This is a genomic window from Apibacter sp. B2912 (genome assembly GCF_009827835.1).
In the GTDB taxonomy this organism is placed as follows: Bacteria; Bacteroidota; Bacteroidia; order Flavobacteriales; family Weeksellaceae; genus Apibacter.
In genome coordinates this window covers 40,333-60,584 of sequence record NZ_WINV01000004.1, presented here as the reverse complement: position 1 = coordinate 60,584, position 20,252 = coordinate 40,333, and the positions used below count along the sequence as shown (strand labels likewise).

Here is a 20,252-nt window from a genome sequence, read left to right as displayed (position 1 = left end):
TCTATTTTAAAAGGAAAGATGGTACTATTCATAAAAATGAATTTAAAATTTATAACTATTAATTGAGATATAGCGATTAAAATAAATAATTAAAAAATATTAAAAATAGATTTAACTATATATATATTTTACTTATATAAATGGAAGAAATAAAGAAAATTAAAATTCTTTTTAGAATCCGATCCATGGAAACCGGAGGTGTTCAAAAAGTCTTACTAAATATTTTAAATCATTTAGATAAGAATATTTTTGATGTTACTTTATTGTTGAATCTATATCAAGGAGAACTAATTAAAGAAATACCGGAATCCATTAAAGTTCAATATATAGGAAAAGGAAGAGAATTTATGAATTCAAATTCTTTTATAAAAAAATTTCAATTAATCACTAGGGCTGCAAAATTAAAATTGTATTCAAAATTTCCTCGATTATTATATAAAAACCTAAAACTTTATAATCAAGATGTTGAAATAGCTTTTTTCCATTATAATTACGATGATGTTTTAAACAGTCCAAATCTAAAATCCAAAAAAATAGGTTGGATGCATGGTGATATAAAAAATATTACCATAAATGGAAATAAAGAGAAATTTGTAGCGAAATTTTTGAGATTTAATACCATGGTTTATGTTTCACAACAAACTATGGAAAGTGCAAAAAGTTTTAATGATCAGATAGCTGCAAATGCTAAGATTATTTATAATCCAATAGAGGTTGATGATATCATAGCTAAATCCAAGCTGAAACCAACTATAAAAATCAGTTCACACAAAAATGATTCAATACAATCATTTATATCAGTTGGAAGAATAAAACCGGGCAAAGGTTATCAACTTTTAATTGAAGCCCATAAAAAGCTTATTGATGATGGATTATATCATAAAATATATCTCGTTGGAGAGGGAGAATATAAAGAAGAATTACTAAAAAAAGTAAAAGAATATCGTATAGAGGAAACATTTATATTTTTGGGAGAATATAGTAATCCCTACCCGTTGATTAAAGAAGCAGATTATTTTATTCTTCCTTCCTTTTCAGAAGCGTATCCTTTAGTTATTGCGGAAAGCCTTATATTGGAAAAGCCGATTATAACTACCGATGTTGGAGGAATTAGAGAAATGATGGTAGACCAAGAAAACGGTATATTCATTCCAAGTAAGAATGAACAAGCCCTATATGAAGCAATAAAAACCTTGTTGTCTGACCCAAAAAAAGTGCAATTCTTTATCGAAAATAATAAAAAATGTAAAGAAATTTTCTCACCAGTTACTATATATAAAGAGATAGAAAAGCTGTTAACAAAGTAAAAAAATCAATGAATGGAAAAAAATTCCGTAATAACAGTAATAACACCCACTTATAATAGGGCTCATACGCTCGATAGAGTCTATGAATCACTAAAAAAACAATCATTCAAACAATTTATGTGGATAATTATGGATGATGGTTCTACGGATTCGACCAGTCAGTTGGTACAAAAATATATAGATGAAAACAGTATTCCTATTGAATATTATAAAGGAAAAAATCGTCATAAATTTATTACCGTATTTGAAGGAATTAAGAAGGTAAAAACGCCTTATTTTGTAATTATTGATTCAGATGATAGTTGGCCTGAAAATTCATTTGAAATATTATATAAAGAAGTTTGCAGTATTGAAAACCAAGATCAATATATTGGAGTAATTGGACATTCAGCAGATACGGAAGGAAATTTAGTAGGAAGTTTTTTCCCCGAAAACGGATTTATAGGTTCTATTTTAGAAATGCGGTATAAATACAAAGTAAAGGGAGATAAAAATGGTATTTTTATAACAAAGAGTTATCAAAGAGAATTGGATAAATTTGATTATTTAATTTATGAAAATAAAGGCTATATTCCTCAAAGTGTTTTCTTTAGCATTTACGATGCAAAAGGGTTAAAAACAAAATTCATTAATAAGATAATTCGTACTTATCATAAAGACGATAGCGATTCAGAATCGGTTTCCAATACTCGTTGGAAGGGTAAAAATATTTTCGGATTAAGAGAGGGATATAAAGCCATGCTAAACAATTATAGCTATCAGTTACTTTCATATCCTAAAACTTTGCTTAGAAATTTAATAGGATTTCAATTTTATTCCTTTTTAAATAAAAGATCAGTAACTTCAAATCTGTCAACTTTAAAAAATCCATTAATTAAATCAATTAGTATATTTACACTACCAATTAGTTATATTTATTACTTAATAAAAAAAGCGGATAAAAGTTAATTATGAAAAGATTATTATTTATAACATATTCGCTAGGTAAAAAGGGAGGCGTTCAATCTGTTTTAACTAATTTAATGAATGAATTGTGTAGTAGATTTGATATAACTGTCTTATGTCTTGACGGTAATGAAAAATTTATTTTTCATTTAGATCCAAAGATTAAATCAGTAGTTTTAAATTCTTTCGGAAATATTAAATCGTTTCGAGCAATGGTATTTATGGACAAATACTTTTCTTGGCTTCCAAAAAAAGAAAACTTTAAAAATTACATTTATCAATATGGCGTTTACTGTTTACTTAAAAAATGGTTGAAAAACAATCAACAGAATTATGATACTATAATAACATGCAGATATACCCTTTCGAGCATGCTGTCAACCATGAAAGGTATAAATAATAAAACACTAGCTTGGGAACATATAAATTATAAAATAGGCGGTTTTTTTTGGTTTACAATCATGCGTCCTTATTATAAAAATTTAAAAGGCATAGTTTATATAAATAAGGAATCAAAAGAACATTATAAAAAAATAAATCCTAATAGTATATTGATAACTAATATTATAGGAGAACCGTATGAAAGTATGCCTTATGTTAGTTTAGAGAAAAAAGACAATTCAATTTTATTTGTAGGCAGATTACATCCTGAAAAAAATATAAAGCAAATAGTTGAAATATATTCAAATTTATCTCATTCAGGTTCATGGAAATTAGTAATAGTAGGAGAAGGAGTTGAAAAAAAATTTTTAGAAAATTATATAAAAGACCATCCTAATTGTAATATAGAGATTACAGGAAACAAAACAAAAGATGAAGTTTGCGAGTATATGAAAAATAGTAAAATACAAATATTAGCATCGGAGACTGAGGCATTTGGTTTAGTATTAGTTGAATCTATGTTTTGTAGTAATGCTTTAATTTCATATGACTGTGAATTTGGTCCGGCCTCCATAATTAATGAAAATAATGGATTTTTAATTAAACCACATGATAAAAAAGATTTTACGGAAAAGTTGCAATTATTAATAGATAATGAAAATTTATTAAAAAAATTAAATATTTCTTCGTATCAAGAATCTCAAAAATGGAAAAAAGATAATATTTTAAACTTATGGGAAAAATTGTTAAACAAGTAAATAAAAAAAAGAAAATACTCATAAGAATAGGTTCATTAAGACATGGTGGAGCTGAAAAAGTTTTAGTAACCTTTTTAAAAAATTTACCCAAAGATAAATATGATATAGATCTGCTTTTAAATCTTAAATCAGGAAAATATTTAAAAGATGTCCCTTCATGGATTCCCATATACCATCTACATAAAGGAGAAATGATAATTACTAATAAGCCTTGGGAAATACCCATAAAAGCTTATAGAAGATCTTATGAAGAAATATTAAAGTTATTTCCAAAACTTCTTTATAAATTCATTTTAAAAAAACAAGATTATGATATTGAATTAATAGCCAATCATAGACTTTTAGAAGAAGTTCTGAAAAGTCCTATTAAATCTTCTAAAAAAGTTGTCTGGGTTCATAATGATTTATTTAGTATATCTGATTATACACCGAAACGATTAAAAAACTTTTTCAAAGCAAATGAAATTTGGGTAATATCAGATAAAATAAAGTCTGGATTTGAAAAATTAGCTTCAACAAAGGAAGATCTTGATAAAATAAATAAAATTTATAATCCCATAGACGCAGAAGAAATTATAAATAAATCAAAAGAACAAATTAACTATAATTTCAAAAAAGAAGAAGGAGAAAAAATATTTGTTGCCGTAGGAACGGTTACTCCACAAAAAGGCTTTGACAGGCTTATTAAAGTGCATAAAAAAATTCTTAATGAAGGTTTTAAACATAAAATTTATATAGTTGGAGATGGATACTTTAAAGATTTACTAAGCCTCATTAAATCTTTGAAAGTTGAAGAAACTGTAACTTTAGTCGGTTATCAAGAAAACCCGTATCCTTTTTTTAAAAATTCAGATTATTTTATCTTATCATCCCGTTATGAGGGATATCCAACCGTTTTATTTGAAGCATTAACCTTAAAAAAGCCTATAATAGCTACCGATGTTTCCGGTGTTAATGAAATATTAGAAAATGGAAAATTAGGGAAAATCGTAGAAAATTCTGAAGAAGGTATTTACAAAGGAATGAAAGAATTCTTAACAAATTCAAATATTCCCAGTAAATATGTCGAAGAAATGAACAATAATGATTTGCCCTTTATGCTTAAAAATGCTGTTAATCATTTAAGCAATAGTTTAGATAATTTATAAATAAGACAATATTATTTAAATTAATTATAAAGGAATAAATTATCAATAAAACATTTCACCTAAAATTATTTAAAATTTCATAGTAAAATATTATTAAAATCCTTACAAAGAGATATATAGGATAATTATATTCGATTAAATCATAAATGAAAACCATACTATTTATACTTCCGGATTTAAATATGGGCGGGGCGGAAAGAATAATTACTTTGCTTATAAATAATTTGGATAAAAATAAATTTACTCCAAAGCTCCTTCTAATGAGAAAAGAAGGATATTATCTTGAGCTTTTAGATAAAAATATTGAAATTATAGATATAAAAACATCTCGAATAAGAAATGCATTTTTTCCCATAGTTAAGGCTCTTAGAAAATTAAAACCGGATATTGTTTTTGGCGGATGGGGAGAAGTATCGGCCTATTTAGCACCCATAATACCCTTTTTTCCAAAAATACGTTTTATAGCAAGAGAAACCAATATAGTTTCTCAACATGTAACCCGACCGGAAATAAGATTTTTTTATCGTTTTTATAATAATTTTGATACAATCATTGCACAGAGTGATGATATGAAAAATGATCTCATAAACAACCTAAAAATACGTGAGAAAAAGATTATAAAAATCAATAATCCGGTGGATGTAGATGCAGTTGAAACAAAATCACTCGAACCTATGAATTTTCCATTTTCCGAAGGCTTTAAAAATGTAGTGGCTATCGGCAATCTTTCCTATCGTAAAGGCTTTGACAATCTATTAAAAGTTTTTTCATACCTTAAAAATGAAAATATATTTTTATATATCATAGGAGAGGGAGACGATAAAGAAAAATTGATAGAATTAAAAGATTCTTTACAAATTAATAATGTAAAATTTTTAGGAAAAATAACTAATCCCTATCCATATTTAAAAAATGCAGATTTATTTATCCTCTCTTCCAGATATGAAGGTTTTCCCAATGTATTGTTAGAAGCAGGAGCTGCTGGAACATTTTCATTAGCAAATAATTGTAAAGGAGGAATCAATGAAATAATTGAAGAAAATGTTAACGGAAGGATAATTTCCATTGAAGATCATAAAAATTTTGCAGAGGAGATAAAAATAACATTAAGTAAAAAATACGATAAAAATCGTATAAAAAATTCCATAAAAAATAGATTTTCAAAAGATAAGATCATTTACCAATATGAAAAAATTTTGGAAGCTAATAAAAACTAAATTAGGCGAATAAAGCCCGTTAACATAAAGTAAAACTCCTTAAAAATAAATTTTCTGTAAATTTGAACTAACTTTGATTTTTTTTAATCAATTAACTAGATGAAATATTATGCAGCTCAACATAAAAAATGAAACATCAAAGCTGAAAGTGGTTGTTCTGGGTCAACCCTGTTCTATGGGAAAAACACCGGAACTAAATGAAACTTATGATGCAAAGTCTTATGAAAACGTAAAAAACAACAGTTACCCTATAGAAGAAGACGTAATACATGAAATGAAGGAATTTAAAAAAGCCCTTCAAAAATATGATGTTACGGTTTTATCTCCCGAAATTTTAAAAGATTATAACCAAGTATTTGCAAGAGATGTAGCCTTTGTTATAGAAGATAAGATCATTATATCTAATATGATTGCAGATCGAGCAGAAGAACTCTATGCTTATAAAGAAATATTCAAATCCATATATTTTCAGAATATTTATAATCTTCCTAAAAAAGCAAAAGTTGAAGGAGGGGATATTATACCTCACAACGATGTTGTTTTTTGCGGAGCTTATGAAGGAAAAGACTTTGCGAATATTAAAACAGCGAGAACAAACCAATATGCTATAGATTACTTAAAAGATTTATTTCCTAATAAAACCTTTATAAATTTACCGTTAAAAAAAGATGATAAAAATCCGAGAAACGGAATTTTACATCTCGATTGCACCTTTATGCCTGTTGGAAAAGATAAAGCTATTCTTTACAAAGGAGGTTTTGCAAATGAAAAAGACTATCATTTCTTACTTGATTTTTTTGGCACAAATAATGTCTTTGAAGTAACTGACGAAGAATTGTATTACATGAATACTAATGTATTTTCCATTTCACCGGAAGTGGTTATTTCGGAAAATAAATTTGAAAGGCTTAATAATTTTCTGGAAAACGAATGGAATATAAAAGTAGAAAAAGTTCCATACCATGAAATATCAAAAATGGGAGGCCTTCTAAGATGTTCCACTTTACCTTTAATACGTACAAATGAGTAATAAGCAGATAACAAATACCGTATTGATGATAGAACCCGTTTCCTTTGGGTATAATTATCAAACAGCAAAAAATAATTTCTTCCAACAAAATGATTCGGTTTCTGTAGAATCTATTCAAGAAAAAGCAAAGGAAGAATTCAGAAATATGGTTGATAAACTTAGAAAATTCGGAATAAATGTTTTGGTTGTTAAAGATACGGAGCAACCGCATACACCGGATTCAATTTTTCCAAATAACTGGATTTCTTTCCATTCAGACGGTAAAGTAGTGCTTTATCCTATGTATGCTGAAAATAGAAGAGTAGAAAGAAGAGAAGATATATTGGATAGTATAGAGAAGGAAGGATTTATAATTAATGAAATAATAGATTACAGCCGGGCTGAAGAGGAAGATATTTTTTTAGAAGGAACCGGAAGCATGGTATTGGATCGTACTAATGAAATCGCCTATGCTGCCATTTCAGAAAGAACCAACGAAGAACTTTTTATAGAGTTTTGTGAAGATTTGGAATTCTCACCTGTAGTTTTTCATTCTACACAAGAAAAAAATGGTAAAAGATACCCGGTGTATCATACCAATGTAATGATGAGCGTAGCAGAAGATTTCGCCATAATTTGTAAAGAATCCATCCAAGATGTAAAAGAAAGAAAACTAGTAATAGACTTTTTACAAACTACGAAAAAGGAGGTAATTATCATTTCAGAAGAACAAATGAATCATTTTTTAGGAAATACCTTACAACTGGAAAACGATAAAAAAGAAAGATTTTTAGTAATGTCCAATACAGCCTATCAATCCTTGAATCCAGGTCAAATAAATGCCATAAATAAATACAGTCAAATATTGGTATTTGATATTCCCACAATTGAAAAATACGGCGGCGGTGGCGTACGATGTATGTTAGCAGAAATATTTTTACCTAAAGCAGAAAGTTAAAAATCGGCTTTTACTATTAAATAATTTTGTAAATTAATGAAATCCCGTTATATTTGCACCTCCAATTAATTGGCGAGGTAGCTCAGGTGGTTAGAGCGTTGGATTCATAACCCAAAGGTCGGCAGTTCAAGTCTGCTCCTCGCTACAAAATTATAACCCTCATATAGAATTATGAGGGTTTTTTTATTTAAAAATATTTTTGATTATAAAGTAATTAATCATCTTGTTTTCCATCAATACTTTGTCGACACTCTATTTTTTGGGAAAAATAGGGTATGAGAAAAAAAATGAAAAATAAACAAGAAGTAAAACTGATCTTATATAAAAATAAATAGAATATATAGTATAGTTATATTTTAATTATATATAAAAATATATATTTTATTAATATAAAATAAACATTTTTTTGATTTTTATTTGTTTAAGTGTTTTTTATCATTACTTTTCACTCATAAATATTATATGAATTGAATTAACATTTTATATGTATATTTGACCAATTTTTATAAAAATATAGAAGCTTTTAACCTTTGGAAATGCTGGTAAATAAAGTAAATATTTATCTATATGAAGTTGGAGATTTTTATAAATTTTAAGAATATTTAAATTTATAATTAACAGTCGGATCTATATGTTTATAAACAGATCATTATATTTTAAATTAAATTTATTATACAAATAGTTTATTATTAAATAATTTTATTTTTTTATGGAAAGGAATAAATCTTTAGATTCCGCTAAGTTCATTTTAATATTTTTTGTTGTATTAGCACATACTTGTGAATATGATTTATTTACATCTAAAATCAAACTTTTAATTTACATTTTTTCTTCAACCTTTACAATACCCTTATTTATAATCATTTCAGGTTATTTCTCAAAAAATTTAACATGGGATAAGTTTAAAAAATTCTTCTTAGGCTTTGTTTTAGTATATTATTTATTTCAGCTTTTTTATTCAATCCCCTCCATGGCTGCCGGGCATTTCAATATCGTACGATATATACTATTACCCATAGGTCCTCTCTGGTATCTTGCGGGATTAATACTTTGGAGATATTTTATAATACTAATAAAAAAGTTTAATATACCGGCATGGGCAAGCTTACTAATTTCAACGGTTATTTCGTTATCGGTTGGATTTATAAAGATAGATCCTATTTTACATCCTGATTATGTTTCTGCATTAAGAATCTTGGTTTTTATACCTCATTTTTTTGTAGGATATTATGCTCCACAGGATATATGGTTTAGAATAAAAAGTATTAAAAAAATATATTCCGTATTATTTTTTACAATTTTTGGTATTTGGGTTTGTTTATATGGTACAACCTATCATGCATTCACAACATTTGGTGGATATTCCTATAGTGTATTTCCTACCATTACCGATGGATTAGTTCAAAGGATTATTTTTCTTGTTTTTGCCATATTTAGTTCAGCAGCATTTTTTAATATCATTCCGGATACATTCTATAAATTTGGTTCCGCTAGTTTGGGTATCCTTTTATTACATATTATGATTGTATATCCTGTATATTGGGGGATAGTTACTAAACATTTTAGTCATATATCACTTATAGTAGATATATTAGCAACTATAACAATTACTTTAATATGTCTGTTTTTAACTAAGCTAAAAATTATTCAATTAATAATGAATCCTTTGAAATTAATTGAAATGATTTTTTCAAAAAATAAAAAGATAATTAATAAATAAAATAAAAGTTCATAAAAAACAATCATATAAAACTATATGATTGTTTTTTACTAAATAATATTAAACTAACAAAAACTAATTGAAAAATAATTTATTAAAAAATTAAATTGTTTAATTTCACTTTGTTTATAACTCAATTAAAGTATATGAAGATAAATTAAATATAATCAGTTAAATAATTTATTATATCATAAGACTTTCAATTTGCTTAACATATCATTTATTCATTTTTCTTCTTAATATGAACCAGTTTATTAAATAATAATTGATTAAGATTAGTTTGTTTAACTGATCTGGTTTTAAAAATTAATAAAGGAAAAACAACACCAAATGCAAGTGATAATAAAGTAAACCCTGTACGAGTAGCTTTTTCAAGCATTTCTACTAAATAATTAAATTGCAGAGGTTCCCCTTCTTTTAAAGTCATAACCTCGATCAAAGAAATCATAAACTCATAACCCATTTTACCGGGAATAATATTAATGACAGCGGGAATCGTAAATACAATAGGAGGGGTGTGTACTCTATGAGCGAAATATACGCCGGATATACCTACTAAGCTGGCAGCGGCAAAACTTGAAAATACAATTTGATTTTCAAAATAATGTAATAAAACAGCTCGGCAGCTAAACCCCATAGCTCCTAACAAAGCCACCACCCACATCGAACGGTAAGGCGTTCTAAATATAACGGCAAAGCCTATGGATACCCACATAGACCAAAATACTTTTTCCCAAATAGTTACATTCTCACAAACGGTAAAAAAATTAATTAAATCCATATCCAAATAAAAATAATGATAAAAATAGGCCCATAGCGATAACAAAAATTAACATTGATCCGTGTATTCCCCTGGCAATACCTTGTGTAACATATCCTTCTAAAATATCTATGAAAGAATTAATTAAAGGCACACCCGGTATTAAAAATAAAACACTGGCAGCAAAAGCACTTTTAAGATCAAGACCGGTGATTAATCTAAAAATATTCACCACAGATACGGCAGTAAAAGAAGCAATAGTAAAAATTATAAAAATGTTGAATTTTTTTTGAGTTAAAAATTGTCTGGAAAGGATTCCCAAAACAGTCGCAAGGAAAGTTATAAAAAACTCAATCCAACTACCATTAAGAATCCTGCATAAACTAGCTCCGGCAAGACCTACAAAAAACCAAATGGCGGGTTTTGGGTAATGATTAATTGTCTTTATAGAATTAAATTGTTCATTAACGGCATTCACATCCATTTGTTCATGAATCACTCTCCATGATAATATGCTGATCTCGGAAACAATTTCAAAATTTACTCCAATATGAGGTATAGCACGAACTATAGTATGCATAACATGAGTTTTCTTATCTCTCACACTAAGTACAACGCCTGATAACGAAAAAAATAAATCAGCTTCATAACCAAGAGCCCCGGCTATTCTTTGCGTATTTTTTAGTGTTCGCGAAGTATTAGCACCATTCATGATAAGGCTTATAGCAATATCTGAAATAACTTCACTTACAAATTTTATTTCGATTGAAGTATCAGTCATATAGAAGTATTAATTAACAGGTGTAAAATTATAATAAGGAAGTAAAGTTTTGAGATAAAATAACGTAAACCTGATAACAATCACATAAAAGGTACATAATTTAGATAGGCAAGTAAAATATGACTAAAATATTAGTAAATTTGTTACTTATGTTGAATGTAAATTATATAAATATATGAAATCACATTGGCTGTTATTTATTTTACTAATTACATTGGTTTCATGTCAAACCAATAATCTATCAGTAGATTATGATTCAGGATATAATTTTTCTACAGTAAAAACCTATAATTATTATGCAGATAATAAAGTAAAACTTAATAATAAAATAGACAGTACCAATTTTATGAAAAACCTGGATGCGGTGTTGCTTTCCAAAGGTTTAATAAAAGATGTTGATAACCCCGATGTTTATATAGCCGTGGAAGTTTATACCCAACTTACACACCCTGCCAACAGTTCGGTCAATTTAGGAATTGGAGGAGGAAGTGGCTGGTTTGGATTAGGTACTAATGTAGATATTCCCATAAAAAATAAAAGTAAAATTGTTAATTATTCGTTTAAAATCGATTTTGATGATGCAAAAACCAAGAATTTAGTTTGGACATCAAAAGTTGTAGATTCTAAACCTTTTAATACTTCTACCGCTTCTAGAGCTTCCTTTTATAATTCATCAATTAATTTGTTGTTTAAGAAATATCCGCCTAAGAAAATTAGAAAATCCAAACCAAGCAAAACGAACTATTACAATTAGTTTAAATTTAATGATATATACCCCTATATTAATATAATAGGATATTAGAACAAAGAATTATTAGGTTAAGATTATATAGCTTTCTTAAGTAAGATTGTATGATGTATTTTAATATATAAGAATTATAAAGCATATTTAAATCTATAGCAAATGTTTAATCGTTTAAACAATAAATTCGAAAAGATAAAAGATTTATATTTTTTAAACTAAATATCTTTTTAAAGTTAAAGAATCATTTTTTTCAATTTAACAATATTTAAATTTAAGAATTCATTTTGTTTACATTTAATAAAATTATTTTTGAATCATTTGAAAAAATAAGAGATATAATTTTGTACTATCAATCTCCACGCCTATAAAAATATTATCTTTCTTTAATATGATATAACTCATTTCAAATAAAATCATTTAATCGGTTAAATGATATAATTTTACTGCATGAAACCACAAACATAAATGTAATATGAATACAAAATATCTATATTGGATTACTTTCGTTGCAGTAAATGGAGGTTTATTGTTCGGTTTAAATATGGCAGGAATTGCCGGAGCCAATGATCTCATAAAGCAAGATTTCAGTTTAAGCGATAGCGGATTAGGTACGGTTGCCAGTTTTTTAATGATTGGTTGCTTAATTGGAGCTTTTTTTACCGGTAGTATAGCTGAAAAATATGGTCGTAAAAATGTTATGATCATAACAGCAATCATATATATAATTTCATCTTTAGGTTGTGCTTTTGCAACCGGCTTTATAGGATTAACAATTTTCAGGGTTCTTTCCGGTTTCGCTGTAGGAGCTACTTCAGTAGTGGGTCCCATGTATATTTCAGAAATCTCCCCGGCCAATAAAAGAGGAACGTTGGTATCATTCAATCAATTTGCAATAACCATCGGTATCTTTTTAGCCTATGTTTTTGATTATTTCTTGATTAATTTAGGTCAAGAAAGTTGGAGGTATATGTTGGGAGTTCCGGCCCTGTTCGGAATCATTTTTTTACTATATTTAATATTCTCATTTCCGGAAAGTCCGCGTTGGCTCTTAGCTAAGGGAAAAAAAGACGAAGCCGTAGAAATTCTTAATAAAATAGGAGGAGATAGTTATGTGAAAAACGAACTTCCAGAAATGGAAAAATCCATAAATGCTGAAAAGAACAAAGAAAAAGCCAGCAGTAAAGAATTATTTAACGGAAAGACTGGCAAAATAGTTGCAATAGGAACCCTTATAGCAGCATTCCAGCAGATTACCGGTATAAATGCTGTATTAATATTTGCACCGGATATTTTCCGTTCTGCCGGAGTAGGTGGAGATACAGCTTTACTTCAATCCATGATCGTGGGAATTGTAAATGTATTAATGACCATAGTTGCCTTGAAATTAGTGGACTCTAAAGGTCGTAAAACTCTTTTATTATGGGGCGCTTTTGGAATGGCTGTTTCATTAGGATATTTGACATATGCTTTCTTGCAACCTGAAAAAAATAGTGTGGGAGTTTTAATAGCCTTATTAGGATATATCTCCTTTTTTGCTGCATCCTTTGCTCCGGTAATGTGGGTAATTATATCCGAAATTTATCCTAATAGAATTAAAGGATTAGCAATGTCTTTTTCAACTGCTGTTAGCTGGGGTTGTACATTTTTAACTGTGTATTTTGCACCAATTATACGAGCAAATTTAGGAGACAGTGCATTATTTGGAATTTTTGGAATATTTACTGTAATTGCCTTTATTTTTGTTAAATTTTGGATTCCGGAAACCAAAGGAAAATCTTTAGAACAAATTGAAAAAGAATTAGGGCTTATTGACTAAGCTATAAAATACAATTACTATGAAAAGAGTTTCAATTAAAGATGTTGCTTTAAAAGCAGGGGTTTCGACTGCGTTGGTTTCATATGTTTTGAACGGTCGTCATACCGATAGAATAAGTAAACTAACAGCAGAAAAAATAAAAAATGCAGCTAAAGAACTTAATTACCGACCCAATAGCATAGCGCGAAGTCTCAAAGCCAAAAAAACTCATACCATTGCCTTGTTGGTTGCAGATATTGCCAACCCGTTTGCTTCTCAAATAGCAAGGATTATTGAAGATGAGATAAGCAGCAAAGGATATGTAATATTAATTGGAAGTTCCGATGAAAACGCAGAAAAATTGCAGCAATTAATAGATATTTTTCTTACCAGACAGGTAGATGGTTTTATAATTCTACCGGTAGAAGGCTCAGAAAAGTATATATTGGATTTAGCTAAAACCAATGCTCCGATAGTTTTAATAGACAGATATTTTAATAATAATATGGAAATACCCGTAATTACTACTAATAATTACGGAGCATCCTATCAAGCCACAGAACATTTAATAAAAAAAGGAAAAAAGAATATAGGCATACTATCATTTCAAACGGAATTAATTCATATAAATGAAAGAGTAAATGGCTATAAAAGAGCTTTGTTGGATAGGGGTTTAACTATTAAATCAGAAAATATAAAATACATTAATGAAGCGAAAATAGATATAGAAGTTTCCCATGCTATAGATGAATTACTATCAAAAGAAGAACCCATTGATGCCTTATTTTTTGCAACAAATAAATTAGCATTGGCAGGACTTAAAAAATTAATGACGTTAAACATAAAAATACCCGATGAATTAGCACTAATTACCTTTGATGAATCAGAAGCCTTTGACATCTTTAAAGTACCGGTGAGCCATATAAAACAACCTTTGTATGAAATATCCAAAGAAGCTGTAGAAATAATTACCGGCATGATTGAAGATAAAAATTTAAAATTCAAACCGAGAGTGTACAACTCCAAATTAATAATAAAACAATCTTCTTAATAAGATACATAATGAAAAATAATATGAATACGAAGCCCATCATTTGTTTTGGAGAAATATTATGGGATATATTCCCATCAGGAAAGAAAATAGGAGGAGCTCCATTTAATGTTGCATATCATCTTAATAAAATGGGTGTTGATGGAAGAATGATTAGTTGTGTTGGAAATGATGAATTAGGCAGAGAATTGCTTAACAAAGTACAAGAAGCAGCGATTCCGACAGAAGAATGCCAGATAAGCGATAATTACAACACAGGTACTGTAATAGCAGAAATAGATAAAAATAACGAAGCTCATTATACCATTGTAGAACCCGTAGCTTGGGACTTTATAGAATGGAAAGATGAATATGAAAATTTAGTAAAGAATTCACAAGGATTTGTATTTGGAAGTTTAGGAAGCAGAAATAATTTATCCAAAAACACTTTGTCAAAATTAATTGAAGTTGCGCCATATAAAGTTTTTGACATCAATCTACGACCCCCATATATTTCTCAAGAATCGATTATCGATTTTATGAAAAAAGCCGATTTAGTAAAGATGAATAAGGCAGAATTAAGGCTTTTGTTAGAATGGATGGGGAAAGAATATACATCCGAAGAAGATGCCGTTAAATATGTTCGTAAAACATTCTCTTTAGATGGACTAATTGTAACCAAAGGAAGTAAGGGAGCAGTATATTGTGATCAATATCAATATATATATTCAGAAGCTATACAAGTTGAAATTAAAGATACAGTCGGTAGTGGTGATTCTTTTCTGGCCGGATTTTTAGCTAAACGAGCTCAAGGATTTTCAAATTTAGAGGCTATGAAAGAAGCGATTGCTTTAGGAGCATTTATAACCAATCACATAGGAGCATGTCCGGTATATGATTTAGAAGAATTCCAAAAATTCAAACAGGACAAATCGATAAACAGTAACACATTTATAGAAGATCAAACAATCAATTAGCATACTCTAATCTTATCTATATATAGATAAAAAGCAGCTTATATTATTAAGCTGCTTTTTAAATATAAAGATAAAATTAATTAGCAGTTACACGAAGTATTTTTTATCTGTTGAAAGAAATCATTACCCTTGTCATCCACGAGAATAAAAGCAGGAAAGTTTTCAACCTCTATTTTCCAAATAGCTTCCATTCCCAGTTCGGGATACTCCAAACATTCTAAATGTTTAATATTAGTTTGCGCAAGAATTGCAGCAGGTCCCCCTATACTTCCTAAATAAAAACCGCCGTATTTATGACAAGCGTCTGTAACCTGTTGGCTTCTGTTTCCTTTTGCAATCATAATTAAGCTGCCTCCATGGGATTGGAAAGAATCCACATAAGAATCCATTCTTCCGGCAGTTGTAGGCCCCATAGATCCCGAAGCATACCCGGCAGGTGTTTTAGCCGGTCCGGCATAATAAATAGGATGATCTTTTATATATTGCGGTAACTCTTCTCCATTATCCAATTTTTCTTGCAGTTTCGCATGAGCGATATCCCGTCCTACAATAATAGTTCCGGTTAAAGATAGTCGAGTAGAAACAGGATATTGAGACAATTCGGAAAGAATCTCTTTCATCGGTCGATTTAAATCAATCGCAACACCTCCGGCTTCTCCTGCCTTTTGATATTGTTCAGGAATTAATCGGGCAGGATTATCTTCCAATTTTTCAATCCAAATACCGTCTTTATTTATTTTTGCTTTAATATTTCGATCGGCAGAACAAGAAACACCCATTCCAACCGGACAAGACGCTCCGTGTCTTGGTAGTCGTATAACTCTGATATCATGAGCAAAAAATTTACCTCCGAATTGTGCGCCTAACCCTAATTCTCGAGCGGCATTCAATAGCTTTTTTTCCATTTCAAGATCCCGAAAAGCCCGCCCGCCTTCATTTCCTGATGTTGCCAAGTTATCATAATATTTAGTAGAAGCAAGCTTAACTGTTTTCAAGTTAGTTTCAGCCGATGTTCCTCCAATTACAAAAGCAATATGATATGGAGGACAAGCAGCAGTACCCAACGATTTCATTTTTTCAACTAAAAAAGGAAATAATTTATCGGGATTTAATAATGCTTTAGTCTCTTGATATAAATAAGTTTTATTTGCCGAACCTCCTCCCTTTGCAACAAATAAAAATTTATATTCCTGTCCGTATACAGCATATAAATCTATTTGAGCGGGAAGATTGGTTCCTGTATTCACCTCTTTATATAAGTCTAAAGGAGCATTTTGAGAATAACGCAGATTATCAGATGTAAAAGTATTATAAACTCCCTTAGATAAAGCTTCTTCATCATTTCCTCCGGTCCATACCTGTTGTCCCTTTTTTCCCATTATAATTGCTGTTCCGGTATCTTGACAAAAAGGAAGAATTCCTTTAGCTGATATTTCAGAATTTCGTAAAAAAGTAAGAGCCACAAACTTGTCGTTTTCACTGGCATTCGGATCTGATAGTATACTTGCTACTTGTTTTTGATGTTCCGGACGAAGTAAAAATTCAACATTATGAAATGCATGTTGAGCCAGAAGAGTTAAACCTTCCGGTTCTATTTTAAGAATTTCTTTTCCTTCAAATGTAGAGGTTGAAATATAATCTTTAGTTAGTAAATAGTATTCTGTAAGATCTTTTCCTTGTTCAAAAGTTTCTTGATACTTAAAATCCGGTGTTGCCATATAGTACGCCTAGTTTTATAAATTTAACAGCGCTAAAATTATATATTAATAGATTTATAAAACATGACATTTACCGCTTTTAAAGACTATTACGAAATTTATAATCATTATAAATAAAGGAAAAAAAATTTTTAAATAGTGGTTTATATTTACAATTTTATAAAAGAAATATTTAGAAAAAGATTAAAAAAGAGGGTTGATAATTCATCAACCCTCTCTCTCTATAATAAATATCTATTGAAAATTAAATCAATTTCGCCTATCTTAATGTAAAAAGTAATTCTCTATATTTTGTTAATGGCCACATTTCGTTGTCTATTAGCATTTCCAACGCATCAGAATGTTCTCTGATCTTATCAAATAAAGGTTTAACTTTATTACAAAAAGTTTCAGCTTGTTTAGCAGGATCTGAAATAGCGATCGCCTTGTCTCTTTCTTTAAACAATTTATCTACTCCGCTTTTAATTTCTGTAATATGAGAAGAGATATTTTTAATAAGATCCAATTGCTCTTTACACATGGACTTCATTTCATTTTCACCAAAAATATCTTTTAAGCCTTTTGCATTTTCAATCAATTTAGTTTGATAATCAACAGCCACAGGGACAATGTGATTACGAGCCATATCTCCTAATACTTTAGCTTCAATAGAAATCATTTTAGAATATTTTTCCAATTTGATTTCATTTCTGGCCTCAATTTCCTTGTGAGATAAAATATTTAGCTTTTCAAATGGCTCAATATATTTTTTGTTTAATTCAAATTTTAATGCCTCAGGAGTAGTTTTTTTATTTTCCAATCCTCTTTTTTCCGCTTCTTTTACCCAATCTTCACTATAACCGTCTCCTTCAAATAATATAGATCTTGATTCAGTAATATAGTCACGAAGAATATTAAATATTGCTTCATCTTTTTTAAGTCCTTTAGCAATCAATTCATCAACCTCTTTTTTGAATTTTTGTAATTGATAAGCCATTATAGTGTTTAAAACGGTCATAGGCTCACCACAATTAGCTTGAGATCCGACAGCTCTGAATTCGAATTTATTTCCGGTAAATGCAAAAGGCGAAGTTCTGTTACGGTCTGTATTGTCAAGTAATAGTTCAGGGATTTTTCCGACAATATTTAATTTTAAATCCGTCTTTTCATCCGGAGAAAGTTTTCCTTTAGTAACTTTTTCCAATTCATCTAAAACAGCGGTTAACTGAGATCCAATAAATATAGAAATAATAGCAGGGGGAGCTTCATTAGCACCTAACCTGTGATCATTACCTGCCGATGCAATCGAAGAACGTAGTAAGTCACCATAGTCATGAACAGCCTTAATAGTATTGATGAAAAAAGTAAGGAACTGGAGATTTTTCTTAGGATTCTTTCCGGGACTCAATAAGTTTTCTCCGGTATCTGTTGAAAGCGACCAGTTATTATGTTTTCCGCTTCCGTTAACACCATCAAATGGTTTTTCATGAAATAAAATACTTAAACCGTGTCTGCGGCTTACTTTTTTCATGACATCCATTAATAATGAATTATGATCTACCGCTAAGTTAGCTTCTTCAAATAATGGAGCTAATTCAAATTGATTTGGAGCAACTTCATTATGTCTGGTTGTTACAGGTATACCCAATCTCATACAGTCAATTTCCAACTCTTTCATAAAATTTCTTACGCGAGTTGGGATAGAACCGAAATAATGGTCTTCGAGTTGCTGTCCTTTAGCAGGGGCATGACCTAGAAGAGTTCTTCCCGTTAAAACCAAATCCGGACGGGTTTGAAAAAGTGAAGAATCCACTAAAAAATATTCTTGTTCCCAACCCAAAGTAGAATAAACTTTGCTTACATTTTTATCAAAATAGGCTTGACATACTTCAGTAGCTGCTTCATCTACCGATTGTAATGCTCGTAATAGTGGGGTTTTATAATCTAAAGTCTCACCGGTATAAGAAACAAAAATTGAAGGAATACATAACGTTGTATCAATAATGAAAGCAGGTGAAGTAGGATCCCAAGCGGTATAACCTCTTGCTTCGAATGTATTACGTATTCCACCATTAGGGAAGCTGGAAGCATCCGGTTCTTGCTGAATTAATAAGGATCCGCTGAATCTTTCAATGGCCCGACCTTCTCCAATAGGATTAAAAAAAGAATCATGCTTTTCAGCTGTCTCTCCCGTTAAAGGTTGAAACCAATGAGTATAATGGGTAGCACCTTTAGACATAGCCCATTCTTTCATGGAAACAGCAACCTGATCTGCAATTTCTCTTGTGATTTTCTTTCCATATTTTATCGCATCTAAAATGCTTTGATAAGCTTCTTTAGTCAGATATTCACGCATGGTGGATTCTGAAAAGACATTTTCACAATATAATTCAGATAATTTTTTTGGAATTTCTATATGTTTAGGCTGTAAATAAGGAAGCCTTTTTAAAGCATAAAAACGTAATGTTGACATAAAAGGTATTTTTTTTAGAGGGTAAATATAAATATAATATTAAAATAAATCAAATGCCCCTCATTTTTTATACATTATTAATGAAATTTTTTAATAAATCACTCATTGAATTCTTAACATATTATCAAAAAAAAACTTCAATTTTAATAAATAAAATAAAATAAACAAGTAATAAGTATTTTAATATGAGAATGTCATAAAAGCAGAATGTATAAAAAAAATAAATTATTTTATATTCATTTATTTGTTATCGGACTTTATTAAGAAAAAAAATAGATATCTTATTAATAAATAGTTAACTTGTAATACGTTACGAATGGATAAATTTTTCTCTGTATAGTAGATAAAATATTTTAATACGTTTTTTATATGAAATAAAATGTGAGAAACAGAATTCAAAAAGATAGAATATTTAAAATAATTATAAAAACTGGATAATTGTAAAATTTTTGTTTATAAAATCTTGCGTTGGTATAATATTTTCATTAATAATTTTAAATAAATCTCATAAAAGATAAGATTAAAAAGATAAAAATAACAACAATAATTAA

General features: G+C 29.1%; 16 protein-coding genes and 1 tRNA gene. 13 read left to right on the top strand and 4 right to left on the bottom strand.

Features of this window, described 5'->3' with window-relative positions:
* Positions 1-140: 140 nt before the first annotated feature.
* The 9 genes from GFV01_RS07750 (at position 141) to GFV01_RS07710 (ending at position 9,443) form a co-directional block, all read left to right on the top strand.
* A complete protein-coding gene (locus tag GFV01_RS07750) occupies positions 141-1,307 on the top strand; it encodes a glycosyltransferase (protein ID WP_160566163.1) in 1,167 nt (388 codons plus the stop codon).
* A 12-nt stretch (positions 1,308-1,319) separates the two neighbouring features.
* Entirely contained in the window at positions 1,320-2,255 is a 936-nt protein-coding gene (locus GFV01_RS07745) for a glycosyltransferase family A protein (RefSeq protein WP_160566160.1), read from the top strand.
* Positions 2,256-2,257: 2 nt separating this feature from the next.
* On the top strand, positions 2,258-3,391 hold the full coding sequence (locus GFV01_RS07740) for a glycosyltransferase (protein ID WP_160566158.1): 1,134 nt from the start codon (positions 2,258-2,260) through the stop codon (positions 3,389-3,391).
* The gene (locus tag GFV01_RS07735; protein ID WP_160566155.1) at positions 3,367-4,539 is read left to right on the top strand and encodes a glycosyltransferase; all 1,173 of its coding nucleotides are present in this window, start codon (positions 3,367-3,369) and stop codon (positions 4,537-4,539) included. Before GFV01_RS07740 ends, GFV01_RS07735 begins: the two co-directional genes overlap by 25 nt.
* A gap of 146 nt (positions 4,540-4,685) precedes the next feature.
* Entirely contained in the window at positions 4,686-5,756 is a 1,071-nt protein-coding gene (locus tag GFV01_RS07730; protein ID WP_160566152.1) for a glycosyltransferase, read from the top strand.
* Positions 5,757-5,865: 109 nt separating this feature from the next.
* Entirely contained in the window at positions 5,866-6,786 is a 921-nt protein-coding gene (locus GFV01_RS07725; RefSeq protein ID WP_160566149.1) for a dimethylarginine dimethylaminohydrolase family protein, read from the top strand.
* Entirely contained in the window at positions 6,779-7,723 is a 945-nt protein-coding gene (gene ctlX, locus GFV01_RS07720; protein WP_221411122.1) for a citrulline utilization hydrolase CtlX, read from the top strand. Before GFV01_RS07725 ends, ctlX begins: the two co-directional genes overlap by 8 nt.
* A gap of 71 nt (positions 7,724-7,794) precedes the next feature.
* Positions 7,795-7,868, top strand: a tRNA-Met gene (locus tag GFV01_RS07715).
* 564 nt (positions 7,869-8,432) lie between these two features.
* Complete coding sequence (locus GFV01_RS07710) at positions 8,433-9,443, top strand: acyltransferase family protein (RefSeq protein ID WP_160566146.1); 1,011 nt, start codon at positions 8,433-8,435, stop codon at positions 9,441-9,443.
* 220 nt (positions 9,444-9,663) lie between these two features.
* Here the strand turns inward: GFV01_RS07710 and GFV01_RS07705 are convergent, their stop codons facing one another.
* Together GFV01_RS07705 and GFV01_RS07700 are read right to left on the bottom strand one after the other, a co-directional pair.
* Positions 9,664-10,224, bottom strand: a complete 561-nt coding sequence (locus tag GFV01_RS07705) for a threonine/serine exporter family protein (protein WP_160557778.1) — start codon at positions 10,222-10,224, stop codon at positions 9,664-9,666.
* Positions 10,211-10,984, bottom strand: a complete 774-nt coding sequence (locus tag GFV01_RS07700; protein ID WP_160566143.1) for a threonine/serine exporter ThrE family protein — start codon at positions 10,982-10,984, stop codon at positions 10,211-10,213. The genes GFV01_RS07705 and GFV01_RS07700 overlap by 14 nt, the downstream gene beginning before the upstream one ends.
* Before the next feature lie 175 nt (positions 10,985-11,159).
* Between GFV01_RS07700 and GFV01_RS07695 the strand changes: the two genes are divergently transcribed.
* The 4 genes from GFV01_RS07695 (at position 11,160) to GFV01_RS07680 (ending at position 15,531) form a co-directional block, all read left to right on the top strand.
* Positions 11,160-11,738, top strand: coding sequence for a DUF4136 domain-containing protein (locus GFV01_RS07695; protein ID WP_160566141.1), 579 nt, complete (start codon positions 11,160-11,162; stop codon positions 11,736-11,738).
* A 463-nt stretch (positions 11,739-12,201) separates the two neighbouring features.
* Positions 12,202-13,545: a sugar porter family MFS transporter gene (locus tag GFV01_RS07690; RefSeq protein ID WP_160566138.1), complete on the top strand. Its 1,344-nt coding sequence runs from the start codon at positions 12,202-12,204 to the stop codon at positions 13,543-13,545.
* A 19-nt stretch (positions 13,546-13,564) separates the two neighbouring features.
* Complete coding sequence (locus GFV01_RS07685) at positions 13,565-14,575, top strand: LacI family DNA-binding transcriptional regulator (protein WP_160566135.1); 1,011 nt, start codon at positions 13,565-13,567, stop codon at positions 14,573-14,575.
* Between the two features lie 11 nt (positions 14,576-14,586).
* A complete protein-coding gene (locus GFV01_RS07680; RefSeq protein ID WP_160566133.1) occupies positions 14,587-15,531 on the top strand; it encodes a carbohydrate kinase in 945 nt (314 codons plus the stop codon).
* A gap of 80 nt (positions 15,532-15,611) precedes the next feature.
* On the opposite strand, the gene GFV01_RS07675 is transcribed toward GFV01_RS07680, so the two are convergent.
* Positions 15,612-17,249 (bottom strand): fumarate hydratase, encoded by a 1,638-nt coding sequence (locus GFV01_RS07675; protein ID WP_160566130.1) that lies wholly within the window; start codon positions 17,247-17,249, stop codon positions 15,612-15,614.
* Positions 17,250-17,508: 259 nt separating this feature from the next.
* Positions 17,509-19,701, bottom strand: coding sequence for a glutamine synthetase III (locus GFV01_RS07670; RefSeq protein ID WP_160542964.1), 2,193 nt, complete (start codon positions 19,699-19,701; stop codon positions 17,509-17,511).
* Positions 19,702-20,252: the final 551 nt, after the last annotated feature.

What these genes read in the sequence shown, in the direction of transcription:
- ctlX (WP_221411122.1), top strand. Translation starts at nt 6,779, where the DNA reads ATGAGTAATAAGCAGATAACAAATACCGTATTGATGATAGAACCCGTT.
- GFV01_RS07670 (WP_160542964.1), bottom strand. Translation starts at nt 19,701, where the DNA reads ATGTCAACATTACGTTTTTATGCTTTAAAAAGGCTTCCTTATTTACAG.
- GFV01_RS07695 (WP_160566141.1), top strand. Translation starts at nt 11,160, where the DNA reads ATGAAATCACATTGGCTGTTATTTATTTTACTAATTACATTGGTTTCA.
- GFV01_RS07735 (WP_160566155.1), top strand. Translation starts at nt 3,367, where the DNA reads ATGGGAAAAATTGTTAAACAAGTAAATAAAAAAAAGAAAATACTCATA.
- GFV01_RS07740 (WP_160566158.1), top strand. Translation starts at nt 2,258, where the DNA reads ATGAAAAGATTATTATTTATAACATATTCGCTAGGTAAAAAGGGAGGC.
- GFV01_RS07705 (WP_160557778.1), bottom strand. Translation starts at nt 10,224, where the DNA reads ATGGATTTAATTAATTTTTTTACCGTTTGTGAGAATGTAACTATTTGG.
- GFV01_RS07675 (WP_160566130.1), bottom strand. Translation starts at nt 17,249, where the DNA reads ATGGCAACACCGGATTTTAAGTATCAAGAAACTTTTGAACAAGGAAAA.
- GFV01_RS07690 (WP_160566138.1), top strand. Translation starts at nt 12,202, where the DNA reads ATGAATACAAAATATCTATATTGGATTACTTTCGTTGCAGTAAATGGA.
- GFV01_RS07730 (WP_160566152.1), top strand. Translation starts at nt 4,686, where the DNA reads ATGAAAACCATACTATTTATACTTCCGGATTTAAATATGGGCGGGGCG.
- GFV01_RS07750 (WP_160566163.1), top strand. Translation starts at nt 141, where the DNA reads ATGGAAGAAATAAAGAAAATTAAAATTCTTTTTAGAATCCGATCCATG.
- GFV01_RS07700 (WP_160566143.1), bottom strand. Translation starts at nt 10,984, where the DNA reads ATGACTGATACTTCAATCGAAATAAAATTTGTAAGTGAAGTTATTTCA.
- GFV01_RS07710 (WP_160566146.1), top strand. Translation starts at nt 8,433, where the DNA reads ATGGAAAGGAATAAATCTTTAGATTCCGCTAAGTTCATTTTAATATTT.
- GFV01_RS07725 (WP_160566149.1), top strand. Translation starts at nt 5,866, where the DNA reads ATGCAGCTCAACATAAAAAATGAAACATCAAAGCTGAAAGTGGTTGTT.
- GFV01_RS07680 (WP_160566133.1), top strand. Translation starts at nt 14,587, where the DNA reads ATGAAAAATAATATGAATACGAAGCCCATCATTTGTTTTGGAGAAATA.
- GFV01_RS07745 (WP_160566160.1), top strand. Translation starts at nt 1,320, where the DNA reads ATGGAAAAAAATTCCGTAATAACAGTAATAACACCCACTTATAATAGG.
- GFV01_RS07685 (WP_160566135.1), top strand. Translation starts at nt 13,565, where the DNA reads ATGAAAAGAGTTTCAATTAAAGATGTTGCTTTAAAAGCAGGGGTTTCG.